Genomic DNA, 14,374 nt, shown 5'->3' with positions numbered 1-14,374 from the left:
CTTAATTTACACGCTTTTGTGCCATGACATGAATGTAACGCCCCAGACTGATATAGGGCTCTTGCCGACAATATCGTTGCTCTAATGCAAGCAACGATGGAAAATCTTTATTTTGTAACTGACGACTTTGCAAATAATCATGGAAAACGCGGACACCCGTTTTTCCTAATATTGTCATTGAAAACTCATCTAACCATTGATAGACATCTTCTGGTTGCAATGGGTTTTGAGGTGATAGCGATTTTTTTCTTCTACGAGGGATCTCAGGATTTGCCAGATGAAAATTTCCTAAAATCGCATTTCTCATGACAATGCCATTCGCGTTGTAAAACATTAGCGATAAGATACCATTAGGTAACAACATATCGGTAAGAACATTTACAGCGTCTTTCTGATCCGTGATCCATTCCAATACTGCATGAAATAGAATTAAGTCAACCCTTTCATCTATATGCTCTTTGATCTCTTGAGCTGCACAACAAATAAACGTCATGTTCTCGACAACACCCTCTTCAACCGCAGCCTCTTGTGCACGATTAAGCATCTCTTGTGATAAATCACATAAGATAATTTGGTGTCCTAATTTAGCAAGCTGACGAGAGAAATAACCTTCACCCCCACCTGCATCTAAAATACGCAAACTTCGGTTAGGTAAGAGGGTCAATAATTGTTGTAAATCTTCCCAAATCACTGCTTGACGTATTTTACCCTTTGTTGTGCCATAGATATTGCGGGAGAATTTATCTGCAATATCGTCAAAATTACGATCTGACATTAAAACGCCTCATGATAACAACTTACTACTTGCGCTCTTTGCGTTCTGATAAATTCAAAAATATGAGACACTGTACATAAATAAAGACGGCAATTTTACCAGTGTTCTATGATACTGACTGTTTTCTCTAAAGAAATAAGTCATGAATCAGATTATTCGCAAAGCGCAGTATAAATATAACGCTTATTAATGAAAAAATTAACGTTCAAACGTTTATCGTTTTATAAATAATTAAACGGTTCTTTATTTCTATTGATAAAAACTTAGTGAAACGTTGTTGATGAGCTATTTTGACACAATGTCTTGGAATTCCCCTAGTTTTCACTAAGCTTTCGCTATCAATTGCATGTATTTCACTCAATCTAGGATGATTTATGCTGTTTTTGCTCAAAAAATATGTTGCAGGCTTTCTGATGCCCTTGCCTTTGCTCTTGTTAATCGCCTTTTTTGCATTAGCACTACTTTGGTTTACTCGTTGGCAAAAAACAGGAAAAAGCCTACTCACTGTTGTGCTTGTTCTGCTAACTATTTTAGGCATACAACCTGTTGCTGATACACTATTAATGCCAAGTGAAAAAGAGTATCAAGCTCGTTATGAATTACGAGAAAATTCGCAACAAGATGTGAACTACATTGTTGTTTTAGGTGGTGGATTTACTTATAACCCAGATTGGGCACCCAGTTCTAATCTTCTTAACAATAGTTTATTTCGTGTTGCTGAAGGTGTAAGGCTTTATTATCGCAATCCTAATGCGATAATGATTTTTACAGGTGGTGCTGGTGTTAACCAGATAAGTAGTGCAGAGGTAGCGGCGCAGGTGGCGCAATCTTTAGGTGTACCGGCTGAGAGAACTATCGCATTATCAACACCGAAAGATACTGAAGAAGAAGCCTATGAAGTTGATAAATTAATTGGTAAGAAACCATTTTTACTTGTAACGTCTGCCAATCATTTAGCACGTGCGGAACGTTTCTTTTTAGCCCGAGGCATGAAACCTATCGTTGCACCCGCTAACCAACTAGCTATCTCCTCACCATTACATCCTTGGGAGAAATATTTTCCCTCTGCGACTTATTTTCAACACAGTGAACGTGCATGGTATGAGTTTTTGGGATCGGTGTGGCAATCAGTAAAACCTGCCGGACAACCCGCCACTATTCCTGAAAATGAAAGTCATCAGTCTGATAAAGAAGAAAACCAATAATTAAAAATATTTTTGCTGACTGATACAAAAACGGCACTTAATTTAAGTGCCGTTAGAATTTATTTCTCACTGTTAACAAATCAGAACTCTTGGTTAAGTGCTCGATATGCAGCTCTGGCTGCAATAAGATCATCTTGAGTATCTACACCTACACCCGGAACTTCTAATGCTTTTGCAACATGGATTTTTTCGCCATACCACAGCACCCGCAGTTGCTCTAACATTTCAATAGATTCTAATGGGCTTGGCTCCCAAGTAATATATCGACGTATAAAGCCTGCACGATAAGCATAAATGCCAATATGGCGAAGATAATGTTCACCAATTTCATCATGTGATAAATTAAAACGGTCTCTTTCCCAAGGAATGGTTGCACGAGAAAAATAAAGTGCGAAACCTTTTGCATCCATCACGACTTTCACCGCATTAGGATTAAAAGCTTCTTTTGAGTCAACAATAGGCACTGCTAATGTTGCCATTCCTGCACCACAACTCGCCAAATTTTCGGCTACTTGAGTAATAATCGCAGGTGGAATAAGAGGCTCATCACCTTGTACGTTAACGATTATCTCATCATCCGCAAATTTGTATTTTTCAATGACTTCAGCTAAACGCTCTGTACCCGAATGGTGATCTTCGCGAGTCATACAGGCTTCTCCGCCTGCTTTTTCAACTGCTGCAACAACATCTAAATTATCAGTTGCAACAATGACACGGTTTGCACCAGAGCGCATAGCCTGTTCCATTACACGAACAATCATAGGTTTGCCATGAATATCCGCGAGGGGTTTACCCGGTAAACGGGTCGATGCATATCGACCAGGGATAATGACCGTGAACATGAAGTTACTTTTCCTCTTCTAGTGATAATTCTCTTGCTTCATTCTCCAGAAGAACGGGGATATTGTCACGAACAGGATAAGCTAAATGATCAATTTTGCAGATAAGCTCTGAATTTTCTTTATCAAAGATAAGTTTGCCGTGGCAAACTGGGCAAGCAATAATTTCGAGTAAGCGGTGATCCATTTTGTCCCTCTCAAGGGTTAATCATTTTATATGGCAAAAGGATATCATAAGGAATGATCAGCGTTAATACTCAAAACCTCTCGTTTAGTGATAATTCGAAAATTATTTTAGTTATTAATAAATTTATTATTTTCTCTTTTACTATAAGCAACAAAAAAGCCACATTAATGTGGCTTTTTATCGTTGAGTCTGCAACATCATTAATAAAGAATTACATTCAGCTTTTATTGATAATAATTTAACCTTTTTATTATCTTTATTGCATTCTAATTAACGAAACGACTCTTTTATATTACTTATTCGACTTGGTGGTAAACTATTGTGACTTACCTACCTCAAAATAGGCATAAACGATAATTTAATCTTAATGCTAAACTATCGTTTTATCTACATCTTTAACAAGGCTGAGCCTTATTTAAAACCCGATAACATCAGCGGCTTCTAGACCTGCTGCTGTTCTGATAACAGAAAACTCAACGTCTTGACCTTCTGTTAATGCTTTATTTTTTGTATTGGCAATCGCTTTTTTATTGACATAAACTTCTTGTTCAATATCTCTTGCAACAATAAGACCATAACCTTTGTTATTGTCGAACCATTTTACGCGACCCATTCTTAATTGTAATGTCATGATAGATAAACTCCTTTTGTTCTTTGTATAGTTTTATTTTCCTATACAAATGCATCCTACTTTTTATTAAGTCTTCTTATATAAAACCCCAATTAAATTCTGAACACATTAATTTAAGTAGTGCATTTTATTATTCAATATAAATGTTCAAAATCGTGATAGCCAAGCTTAATAAATATCATAAAGCACAATAAATATTTACAGTATCAATATGACAAAAAGATGACATACTGATATTTATTGCGCACTGATAAAAAAGATAACCGAATATAGAGATAATTAGTTACCATTAAAAATGGTTTCTACCATCCATTGTGCACAAAAGCTGATGCTATTCACTGCACAAAATATTAATCCTACATTCAAGATCCACAAACTCTCCACACAAGGCTTTTGAGTAGATAGGGTAGTGGCGAATTAAATTGAACTACGACAAAAGCGATATGCAACTGTAGGTAGGTAATCTTTTATGTAACGCTATCCTGATTTCCACTATAAATATCATTGTTTCAGATCAGATACAAGTTTTTTTCGAGCCGTAAATTAAATTGCTGACTTGTTTTAGCACAGATTGACTATTTAACTCAGCGCTAACGGGCAAATACCACCAGTTATCTTGAGCAAAATGCTGACATTTAACAGCATCCTTTTCTGTCATAATAAGGGGCTCTAAGTCAGGTGTTAAATCCTGTAATTCTTGAGCACTATAATCACTATGATCACTAAATGCTTTTGTTGTGATTAACTCTATCCCTTTTTCATGTAAAGAGTTAAAAAACCGAGGAGGATGACCAATCCCAGCGATAGCAACAGCCTTTTTAATTTGCTGAACTGGTTTTTTCTCTCCTGTTTTAAGATTAACTGCAGTATCACCTTCCAGCGCCATGCCAATCTCATTATTCTGGCTTATTCCACCATTAACGATAATTGCATCCACAGAATCTAAGCGCCCTGCACGCTCTCGCATAGGGCCTGCTGGTAACCACCAACCATTGCCGAATCGGCGCTGACCATCAATGACAACTATTTCATAATCACGCTGTAATGCGTAATGCTGCAAACCATCATCAGTGATGATCACATCAAGCTCATGTTGAGCTAATAGCGCTTTTACTGCATCTCGTCGATTAGGTGCAACCGCAACGGGAGCACCTGTTCGATGATAAATCAACACAGGTTCATCACCTGCCATGGCAGGTGTTGTATCGGATGTTAAAAGTAATGGATAATGGTCTGATTTCCCGCCGTAACCACGAGAGACAACACCTGGTTTAAATCCCTGCTGTATTAATTGCTCAACAAGCCATATCACAACAGGCGTTTTACCATTCCCGCCAGCAGTTAAATTGCCAACAATCACAACAGGAACGGACGCTTTCCATGATGCTAACCATCCTTTCTGATATGCAAAACGCCTTAACAGCGTGATCGCACCATACAACCATGAAAATGGAAGTAATAGGATATAAAACCAAGATTTACCAGACCAAATCCGTTCAATCATTTGCCAAATTGCATCCTGTGAAGTTGTGCATAAATACCTTGTTTCTCAATCAAATCAAGGTGTGCGCCACGTTCAACAATTTCACCGTCTTCAATAACTAATATTTCATCTGCTTTTTCAATAGTTGATAAACGGTGAGCAATCACTAAAGAGGTTCTGTTTTTCTGTAATTCATCAAGTGCTGACTGGATAGCGCGCTCTGATTCTGTATCTAGCGCTGATGTTGCTTCATCAAGAATAAGGATCGGTGAATCTCGTAATAACGCTCTTGCAATTGCAATACGCTGACGTTGCCCACCTGAAAGTAACACACCATTTTCACCAATTTCAGTATCTAAGCCTTTATCCATTTTCTGGATAAAATCCATCGCATGTGCCATCTTTGCCGCTTTTTCAATATCTTCACGGGTATACTGATCTTCACATGCATAGACGATATTGTTTGCCACAGTTTCATTGAAAAGATGCACATTCTGAGAAACTAACGCGACTTGATTACGCAAAGATTTCAATGTGTATTCACGAATATCATGACCATTAATTAATATTTCGCCTTCATTAATGTCATAAAAACGTGTGATCAAGTTTGCAATCGTAGACTTACCAGAGCCTGAGCGTCCAACTAATGCAACAGTTTTACCCGCTGGAATAGTAAATGACATATTTTTCAGTGCTGGTGTATCTTTTGTAACATATTGGAAAGTCACATTACGAAACTCAATATCGCCAGTTGGTTTTTTCAGTTCAAGCTTACCAGTGTCTTTTTCTTGCTCCATATCGAGGATAGCAAAGAGAGTCTGACAAGCAGCCATACCGCGCTGGAATTGAGCATTCACATTAGTCAGTGATTTCAATGGACGCATTAATGCAACCATTGAGGAGAAGACAACTGTAATTGTACCTGCTGTTAATGTATCCATTATCTCAGGGAAACTTGCTGCATACAGGACAAATGCTAACGCAAGAGAAGCGATTATCTGAATAATAGGATCTGAAATTGATGATGCGACAACCATACGCATACCTTGACGGCGAATATGATTGCTTACATGGTTAAAGCGTTTATTTTCAACTTCTTGGCCATTAAAAATCAGAACTTCTTTATGCCCTTTTAGCATTTGTTCTGCGCTAGTTGTCACTTGTCCCATGCTATTTTGGATACGTTTACTGATCGTTCTAAAACGAGTCGATACTATACGAATAACAACAGCAACAATAGGTGCGATAACGATAAGGATCAGGGATAATTGCCAGCTATAATAAAACATCAAACAAAATAGTCCGATGATATAAGCACCTTCACGTACAACAGTAATTAATGCACCTGATGATGAAGAGGCAACTTGTTCTGAATCGTATGTGATACGAGAGAGTAAAGTCCCTGTTGATTGCTGATCAAAAAAGCTCACCGGCATTCCCATAATATGAGAAAACAGTCGGCGACGCATATTCATTACAACTTTCCCAGAGACCCAAGAAAGACAGTAACTTGAAATAAAGTTAGATATACCACGCAGAGCTATCAGTCCAATAACGGCAAAAGGCATCCATTTTAATACGTCATTACTGGCTTTACCAAAACCTTCATCAAGAAGTGGTTTTAATAAAGAAATCATAAATGCATCCACGCCCGCATTGATGATTAATGCAATTGCAGCAGTGATCAAACCCGCTTTGAAAAGCCGGATCATTGGCCATAGGCGGCGGAATGTTTGCCACGTTGATAGATCTATATCATTCATATATATTACCAAACTTTTAATAATTAGCCGGTCATTCTACTCGGGAAACGTCAAAACACCAAACCACTGATGATACCAACGAGGCAAAATATCTCGCCTATAGGTAAATACATCAATATTATCTTGATTAAACTCGATAGAAATTTGCCCACTAATAGAGGTTGTTAGCCAATTAATAGCTTCTTTTTTATAACGATGATGTACTTTATCAGAAGGCAAACGCCAAGGGCTATAACGAGCAGCAGAAACAAGTGCAAATTTTGGTGATACTGCTTGAATAAACATCAATGTGGATGATGTTTGACTACCATGATGAGGAACTTGTAAGACATCTGCTTTTAGTTGTTCTTTTTTTACTCTTACTAATTGAGCTTCAGCTTCTTTTTCTATATCTCCAGTTAGTAGAATATTGTTTTTCCCATCACTAACATTGATCACACAGGATTGATTATTTTTCGGAGAGAGTAATTTATTCGGTGGCCATAATGCATCAAATTGCAGACCTTTCCACTGCCATGATTTATCACTTAAGCAAGGTAAATGCGAAGGATCGTCAAAACTACTACGAATACTTAAATTAGGATAAGTTTTTATTAAATCTTCCATTCCCCCTGTATGATCAAGATGATCATGACTAATGATCAATGCAACTGGTGTGAGTCGGTGATGTCTTAAATAAGGAATGATGACACTCTTTGCAATTGTACCTCCATTTTTCCAACGCATTCCTGTGTCATAAATAATCGCCTCACCTTCTTTCTCGAGAATAACTGCCAAGCCATGTCCAACATCTAGCATAGATATTCGCCATTGATAACGTGAAGAAGCGACAAATTCACAATATAAAATAGTACCAATAACCACAATGCAAATAAAATGATAACGCCACCATGACATTTTTATGATTAAAATAATTCCAATCCCAAAAAATCCTAATAATAAAGGAATGGCACCACTATTTTGCCAATATGGTAAAAATAAGGGAGCACACCAAAAAGCGAGATTAATAGAAAGATCAACCCAGTGCCAAATTATTGGTTGTAAAAATGAGAGAGGAAATGTCAATAATCCGAGCATTATTAATGGCACGGTAATAAAAGAAACAATAGGAACCGCCCATAAGTTAACGATAAAACTAAAAAAATTAGCACCATTAAATAAATATAATTGAAATGGTAATAAAATAATTAATAAACCAAATTGTAAATGTACCAACCTTAAAATAAACCACCGCTTTTGATGGTTATATTTAGCTTTTAATGGGTACATCCAATACCAAAAGATAATGGCAAATACAGCAGAAAATGAAAGCCAAAAACTGGCTGAAAGTATAGAAAGAGGCTCAACAATTAGAATAAGTGCAGCACTCCAAAGTGCCCATTGCCAAGGTAAAAATAATCGGCTCCCCCAATGTAAAATCACCCAAACAGTTAATCCAATAACAGCTCTTGTTGCTGGTATTCCCCAGCCTGATAACGCAGCATAGAAAATACCACATAGCCAAGCTATAACTAATGGAAATCTTGGATTAATCCATCTAATAGGGAAAAAAAATTGAATACCTCTTGCAATAACCCAGCCAAAAAAGGCAGCTAAACCTATATGTAAACCCGATATTACAATTAAATGTGCAACCCCTGTTTTCATATAGAGATCTTTTTTCTCGGGTTCGATATATCGCTTATCACCTAAGACCAAAGCAATAATTTCACCTTTATTTTTTGCTGTTTGCCAATAAGTTGAGATTGTCTGAACAAGTTGAGTACGCAGTGATATATCATTCCTGATAAACTTGGCAGTTATCACTTTACCCGTTAATGTTTCCTTCATAGAAACAGCGTATTTTTGGCTATCAAATCCACCTTCATTTAAATAACTATGTACAGCTCTAAATTGAATTTTAAACTTCCAATATTGTCCTACAGCTATGTTTTTAGGCGGACTTCGCCAATACACATTTGCATAAACAGATGACGAAAAGAGCGTCTTCTTCGTAATTGGTATTTTGATAATAATATTGCCATCTGTTAATTGGCGATACTCCATAATCTTGGTTTCAAATGTTGCCATATTATCAGCAAACTGTTCTGTTCTCGTCATTAGCGATGACGCAACCATATTTGAATAAACCCAGAAAAATAGAAATATCGCTGAAAAGCGGAATGTGCAAAAAGGAATAAATAATAGAAATAATGCAACAAAAATAATAATAGAATAAATAGTCTGACTAAAAAGCGTATGTTGAACTAATAAAGGTAAGCAACCTAATATCATTGCCAAAGCAATATTGTCTAAAGTTAACTTCGTGAAATAGAGTCTTTGAAAATAAACTGAATGAAAGCACCTCTGTTTTATTGATACCATCTTTAACTCAAAAAATTTTATCATTCGATTCAATAAAATCATTTCTAGCATCCTTGCCTACAATCATTCTTTAAATATCATGATGTTATCATTTAGTTAAAGATAGGCTTTTAGGTCGTTTTTTAGTGATGCTTTATAAAAAGAAAAAGATCTCTTGTTACATACAATAAATTTTGAGAAGAAACTCGTAAAAAGCAAAACAACTAAGTGATATAGGTAATTAAATAGAGAAATTAAAATAAAAGCAGAATACAGTAATAAAAAAGAAACAAGAAAGATATTTGAGGGATAAAACGAATAGAGCAAATCAATAAATTAGAGATTAGAGATTAGAGATTAGAGATTAGAGATTAGAGATTAGAGATTAGAGATTAGAGATTAGAGATTAGAAAATACATTAAAAATAATAATAAGCTATAAATAAAAAAACGGCACCTAAGTACCGTTTTTGAGAAAGTTAACTAACATCGTGCCATTTCGACAGGAGTTATTATTCCGTATAAATATTTACACGGTCACGTAACTCTTTACCTGGCTTAAAGTGTGGAACGTATTTACCTTCCAGATCTACTTTATCACCAGTCTTCGGGTTACGACCCGTACGCGGCGCACGGTAGTGTAGAGAAAAACTGCCGAATCCGCGGACTTCGATACGCTCACCATCAGCTAAAGTATCAGCCATATGATCAAGCATTTCTTTTACAGCTTCTTCAACCGTCTTAGCCGAAAGATGAGATTGTAGGCCTGCAAGTCTCTCGATTAACTCAGACTTGGTCATATTACCTCCCTAAACTACCGATAAATAGGCAACGATTAACGTTGCCTTCCGTTAATAACTTAAATTATTCGCCTTTAGCTGCTTTGAAAGCTTCAGCCATAGCGTTGTTTGAAAAACCAACTTCTTCTTTGTTGTTTACAGAAGCGATAGCGTCTTTCTCATCTGCTTCGTCCTTAGCACGAACAGATAAGTTGATAACGCGGTTTTTACGGTCAACGCCAGTGTATTTAGCTTCTACAGCTTCGCCAACATTCAGAACCAGAGTTGCATCTTCAACGCGGTCACGTGAAGCTTCTGAAGCACGCAGGTAACCTTCAACACCGTCAGCTAATTCTACAGTTGCGCCTTTAGCGTCAACAGCAGTTACTTTACCAGAAACAATAGCACCTTTTTTGTGAGCAGACAGGTAATTATTGAATGGATCTTCTGATAATTGTTTAACGCCCAGTGAGATACGTTCACGTTCAGCATCAACTTGCAGAACTACAGCAGCGATTTCGTCGCCTTTTTTGTATTCACGAACTGCTTCTTCACCTGCAACATTCCAAGAAATGTCAGATAAATGAACCAGACCGTCGATACCGCCGTCTAAACCGATGAAGATACCGAAGTCAGTGATAGACTTGATTTTACCTTCAACACGGTCGTTCTTGTTGTGAGTTTCTGCGAACTGCTGCCATGGGTTAGATTTGCACTGTTTCAGACCCAGTGAAATACGGCGACGTTCTTCATCGATGTCAAGAACCATAACTTCAACAACATCACCAACGTTAACAACTTTAGATGGGTGAATGTTTTTGTTAGTCCAATCCATTTCAGAAACGTGTACCAGACCTTCAACGCCTTCTTCGATTTCTACGAAGCAGCCGTAATCAGTCAGGTTAGTTACACGACCAGTCAGTTTAGTACCTTCTGGATAACGTTTAGCGATAGCTACCCATGGATCTTCGCCCAGTTGTTTCAGACCTAATGATACGCGAGTACGTTCACGGTCGAATTTCAGGACTTTAACAGTGATTTCGTCGCCAACATTGACAATTTCGCTTGGGTGTTTAACACGTTTCCAAGCCATGTCAGTGATGTGCAGTAAGCCGTCAACACCGCCCAGATCAACGAATGCACCGTAGTCAGTAAGGTTCTTAACGATACCTTTAACTTCCATGCCTTCTTGCAGGTTTTCTAATAACTGATCGCGTTCTGCGCTGTTTTCAGATTCGATAACCGCACGACGAGACACAACAACGTTGTTACGTTTTTGGTCTAATTTGATGACTTTGAACTCAAGCTCTTTGTTTTCCAGATGAGTTGTATCGCGAACTGGGCGAACGTCTACCAGTGAACCTGGTAAGAACGCACGAATGCCGTTCAGTTCAACAGTGAAACCACCTTTAACTTTACCGTTGATGATACCAACAACAGTTTCGTTTTCTTCGTAAGCTTTTTCCAGCATCAGCCACGCTTCGTGACGTTTAGCTTTCTCACGAGACAGAACGGTTTCACCGAAGCCATCTTCAACCGCGTCCAGAGCAACATCAATTTCGTCGCCCACTTGGATTTCTAATTCGCCTTGAGCGTTTTTGAATTGTTCTACAGGAATAGCAGATTCTGATTTCAGACCTGCATCAACCAGAACAACGTCTTTATCGATAGCAACTACAACGCCGCGAACGATAGCGCCAGGACGAGTTTCGATTGTTTTTAGGGATTCTTCAAAGAGTTGAGCAAAAGATTCTGTCATGTTAATGATCTTCAAGTAAATTTAATTAACGTCCATTTAGCATCCGGCCGAATGGGGTTGTTTCACATACCTCGTTACATCCTTTGTGACAAGGTCATCGGGCATTGTTGTGTTTTCATTAACACGTCAACCCGATTTTGATAATTACCTAGTATAAACGAAATAAAAATTAATTACGCTGATAATTGCAGATTTTTTTTAGCATAAGTCAACGATTTTTCAATGACTTCGTCAATAGACAAGCTTGTAGAATCGAGAATTAATGCATCTTTCGCCGCAACAAGTGGCGCAACAGCGCGATTTCGGTCACGATAATCGCGTTCTTTTATCTCGGATAAAAGGCGCTCAAAGTTAACATTAAAGCCCTTTTCCTGCAACTGTAACATGCGACGACGCGCGCGCTCTTCTGCGCTCGCCTCTAGAAATATTTTCACTTGTGCATCAGGAAAAACAATTGTGCCCATATCTCGGCCATCTGCAATTAAGCCCGGCGCTGTACGAAATGCGCGCTGGCGACGCAGTAATGCTTCTCTTACACGAGGAAATGTTGCAGCTTGTGATGCCGTATTCCCGACTGTTTCTGTTCGAATTTCAGTTGAGACATCTTCACCTTCAAGAATAACACTTAAGCCATTCTCATTAGGAATAAAACGCACATCCAAATTTGCCGCCAAAGGTACTAAAGCATCTTCGGAAGTGATATCAACATGATGATGTAAAGCTGCCAATGCCAATACACGATAAATAGCGCCAGAATCGAGTAAATGCCAGCCAAATGCTTTCGCTAATGCTTGGCACAATGTTCCTTTACCTGCTCCGCTAGGCCCATCAACAGTTATAACAGGGACGATAACCGCCATGAGTTTCTCCTTTTCGTGGGCACTGCATTTCTGTGTTTGTTGCTCTTATTACATTGATATAATAGGCATAGTGTTCAAACAGAGAAAAACAGTATTAATATATGCGCGTCATTATACGCATACAATGTATAGGAAGAAACAAGCAGTTAAGCACTAAAGAGTCTTATTTAAGATTATTTTTTCGAGATGGCTATTTTTGAGAAAAAATTAGTCTAATTACAATAAAAAATCGGCAGTATTGTTCTTCAAAAAGCCCAATACTGCCGATTTAACTGATTTAATTTTGACTCATTTTAATTAGTGATTTTCATATTAATTATTACGTTGAGAAAGTGTTTCTAATTTCTCGAAATAATCAGGGAAGGTTTTTGCGGTACATCCCGGATCAAGAATAGTAATTGGCGTATCAGAAAGTGCCACCAGCGAAAAGCACATCGCTATACGATGATCGTTATAAGTCTCAATATCCGCAGTAGTTAACTGTTTTGGTGGTGTTACTTTTAGGTAGTCGTGCCCTTCTTCAACAATCGCACCCACTTTTTGTAACTCGGCAGCCATTGCCGCTAATCGGTCAGTTTCTTTTACGCGCCAGTTATAAATATTGCGAATAACGGTCTCCCCTTCAGCAAAAAGTGCTGTGGTAGCAATGGTCATTGCGGCATCAGGGATAGTATTCATATCCATATCAATGCCTTTTAACGTTCCACGCTCACACTCAATATAGTCCTCACCCCAGCGTACTTTTGCGCCCATTTTTTCAAGCACAGAAGCAAAATGAATATCCCCTTGTAAGCTGTTTTTGCCAATACCTGTAACTCGTACAGTGCCACCTTTAATGGCAGCCGCAGCTAAAAAGTAAGAAGCAGATGAAGCATCGCCTTCTACAAGGTACTTTTCTGGTGATTGATATTGCTGGCCACCTTTTATAACAAAGCGCTGGTAGTCTTGGTTTTCAATTTTCCCACCAAAGGTATTAATTAACGCTAAGGTAATATCAATGTAAGGTTTTGATACTAATTCACCTTTAATAGTGATGATCGTATCTTGCTCTGCTAAAGGTGCCATCATTAATAAAGCAGTCAAAAACTGGCTAGAAACACTACCATCAACCTCAACATTGCCACCTAAAAAACCACCGCGCAAACGAATTGGTGGATAATCAGTCTGTTCAAGGTAGTCAATTTTTGCGCCACCTTGGCGCAAAGCATCAACTAAATGCCCAATTGGACGCTCTTTCATACGAGGCTCGCCAGTAAGAATAATATCATGCTGACCGAGATTTAATGCGGCCGCCAATGGTCTCATTGCTGTACCTGCGTTACCTAAGAAGAGTTCTAACGGGGAATTTGTTTTAAATTCGCCACCTAGTCCTTCAATATCACATACCGTATTGTTATTTGATAATTGATATTGCACACCTAAGGCTTTTAATGCATTAAGCATATGGCGAATATCATCACTATCTAATAAGTTGGTTAGACGAGTTTTACCTTTGGCTAAAGCCGCTAATAACAACGCACGGTTAGAGACACTTTTTGATCCCGGTAAATTAATAACACCTTCGATATGAGCGATAGGTTGTAATGTTAACGATTCCATAAACAGGTAAAAACTCCAATAAACAAGTAAATTAAGCGAGGATGCTATTTAATTAAATATAAAATTATTTAGGTACTTATATTTTTATTTATTAATTCTGTACTCGGTAATTCAATTTTAATTATTAACATCTTAAAGATAATAAATAAGAA

General features: G+C 37.8%; 12 protein-coding genes. 1 reads left to right on the top strand and 11 read right to left on the bottom strand.

What is annotated here, in order from left to right; translation table 11 throughout:
* Position 1: 1 nt before the first annotated feature.
* Positions 2 to 775, bottom strand: coding sequence for a tRNA uridine 5-oxyacetic acid(34) methyltransferase CmoM (cmoM, locus tag EHE21_RS06350; protein ID WP_088493288.1), 774 nt, complete (start codon positions 773 to 775; stop codon positions 2 to 4).
* Positions 776 to 1,149: 374 nt separating this feature from the next.
* Between cmoM and elyC the strand changes: the two genes are divergently transcribed.
* On the top strand, positions 1,150 to 1,980 hold the full coding sequence (gene elyC, locus EHE21_RS06345) for an envelope biogenesis factor ElyC (protein WP_194952151.1): 831 nt from the start codon (positions 1,150 to 1,152) through the stop codon (positions 1,978 to 1,980).
* An 80-nt stretch (positions 1,981 to 2,060) separates the two neighbouring features.
* On the opposite strand, the gene kdsB is transcribed toward elyC, so the two are convergent.
* From kdsB to aroA, 10 genes are all read right to left on the bottom strand, one after another.
* Positions 2,061 to 2,822: a 3-deoxy-manno-octulosonate cytidylyltransferase gene (kdsB, locus tag EHE21_RS06340; RefSeq protein WP_088493290.1), complete on the bottom strand. Its 762-nt coding sequence runs from the start codon at positions 2,820 to 2,822 to the stop codon at positions 2,061 to 2,063.
* A 4-nt stretch (positions 2,823 to 2,826) separates the two neighbouring features.
* The gene (locus EHE21_RS06335; RefSeq protein ID WP_004244593.1) at positions 2,827 to 3,006 is read right to left on the bottom strand and encodes a Trm112 family protein; all 180 of its coding nucleotides are present in this window, start codon (positions 3,004 to 3,006) and stop codon (positions 2,827 to 2,829) included.
* Between the two features lie 415 nt (positions 3,007 to 3,421).
* Positions 3,422 to 3,637, bottom strand: a complete 216-nt coding sequence (locus tag EHE21_RS06330; protein ID WP_023581324.1) for a cold-shock protein — start codon at positions 3,635 to 3,637, stop codon at positions 3,422 to 3,424.
* 514 nt (positions 3,638 to 4,151) lie between these two features.
* Positions 4,152 to 5,141, bottom strand: a complete 990-nt coding sequence (gene lpxK / locus EHE21_RS06325) for a tetraacyldisaccharide 4'-kinase (RefSeq protein WP_194952150.1) — start codon at positions 5,139 to 5,141, stop codon at positions 4,152 to 4,154.
* Entirely contained in the window at positions 5,138 to 6,883 is a 1,746-nt protein-coding gene (gene msbA, locus EHE21_RS06320; protein WP_194952149.1) for a lipid A ABC transporter ATP-binding protein/permease MsbA, read from the bottom strand. The genes lpxK and msbA overlap by 4 nt, the downstream gene beginning before the upstream one ends.
* A 36-nt stretch (positions 6,884 to 6,919) precedes the next feature.
* Positions 6,920 to 9,157: a DNA internalization-related competence protein ComEC/Rec2 gene (locus tag EHE21_RS06315; RefSeq protein WP_228766774.1), complete on the bottom strand. Its 2,238-nt coding sequence runs from the start codon at positions 9,155 to 9,157 to the stop codon at positions 6,920 to 6,922.
* 580 nt (positions 9,158 to 9,737) lie between these two features.
* On the bottom strand, positions 9,738 to 10,025 hold the full coding sequence (gene ihfB, locus EHE21_RS06310; RefSeq protein ID WP_006537420.1) for an integration host factor subunit beta: 288 nt from the start codon (positions 10,023 to 10,025) through the stop codon (positions 9,738 to 9,740).
* A 64-nt stretch (positions 10,026 to 10,089) separates the two neighbouring features.
* The gene (gene rpsA, locus EHE21_RS06305) at positions 10,090 to 11,763 is read right to left on the bottom strand and encodes a 30S ribosomal protein S1 (protein ID WP_006537421.1); all 1,674 of its coding nucleotides are present in this window, start codon (positions 11,761 to 11,763) and stop codon (positions 10,090 to 10,092) included.
* A gap of 173 nt (positions 11,764 to 11,936) precedes the next feature.
* Positions 11,937 to 12,623, bottom strand: a complete 687-nt coding sequence (gene cmk / locus EHE21_RS06300) for a (d)CMP kinase (protein WP_098943727.1) — start codon at positions 12,621 to 12,623, stop codon at positions 11,937 to 11,939.
* A gap of 312 nt (positions 12,624 to 12,935) precedes the next feature.
* Positions 12,936 to 14,222, bottom strand: coding sequence for a 3-phosphoshikimate 1-carboxyvinyltransferase (aroA, locus tag EHE21_RS06295; protein WP_088493294.1), 1,287 nt, complete (start codon positions 14,220 to 14,222; stop codon positions 12,936 to 12,938).
* Positions 14,223 to 14,374 lie beyond the last annotated feature (152 nt).

Origin of the sequence: Proteus sp. GOKU, assembly GCF_015475555.1 — a bacterium.
In the GTDB taxonomy this organism is placed as follows: Bacteria; Pseudomonadota; Gammaproteobacteria; order Enterobacterales; family Enterobacteriaceae; genus Proteus; species Proteus mirabilis_B.
This window is presented reverse-complemented; position numbering and strand designations above follow the sequence as displayed.

Bases quoted from the DNA above. Each gene is read 5' to 3' on its own strand.
- aroA (WP_088493294.1), bottom strand. From the start codon at position 14,222: ATGGAATCGTTAACATTACAACCTATCGCTCATATCGAAGGTGTTATT.
- EHE21_RS06315 (WP_228766774.1), bottom strand. From the start codon at position 9,157: ATGATATTAGGTTGCTTACCTTTATTAGTTCAACATACGCTTTTTAGT.
- lpxK (WP_194952150.1), bottom strand. From the start codon at position 5,141: ATGATTGAACGGATTTGGTCTGGTAAATCTTGGTTTTATATCCTATTA.
- msbA (WP_194952149.1), bottom strand. From the start codon at position 6,883: ATGAATGATATAGATCTATCAACGTGGCAAACATTCCGCCGCCTATGG.
- EHE21_RS06335 (WP_004244593.1), bottom strand. From the start codon at position 3,006: ATGGATCACCGCTTACTCGAAATTATTGCTTGCCCAGTTTGCCACGGC.
- ihfB (WP_006537420.1), bottom strand. From the start codon at position 10,025: ATGACCAAGTCTGAGTTAATCGAGAGACTTGCAGGCCTACAATCTCAT.
- rpsA (WP_006537421.1), bottom strand. From the start codon at position 11,763: ATGACAGAATCTTTTGCTCAACTCTTTGAAGAATCCCTAAAAACAATC.
- kdsB (WP_088493290.1), bottom strand. From the start codon at position 2,822: ATGTTCACGGTCATTATCCCTGGTCGATATGCATCGACCCGTTTACCG.
- cmk (WP_098943727.1), bottom strand. From the start codon at position 12,623: ATGGCGGTTATCGTCCCTGTTATAACTGTTGATGGGCCTAGCGGAGCA.
- elyC (WP_194952151.1), top strand. From the start codon at position 1,150: ATGCTGTTTTTGCTCAAAAAATATGTTGCAGGCTTTCTGATGCCCTTG.
- EHE21_RS06330 (WP_023581324.1), bottom strand. From the start codon at position 3,637: ATGACATTACAATTAAGAATGGGTCGCGTAAAATGGTTCGACAATAAC.
- cmoM (WP_088493288.1), bottom strand. From the start codon at position 775: ATGTCAGATCGTAATTTTGACGATATTGCAGATAAATTCTCCCGCAAT.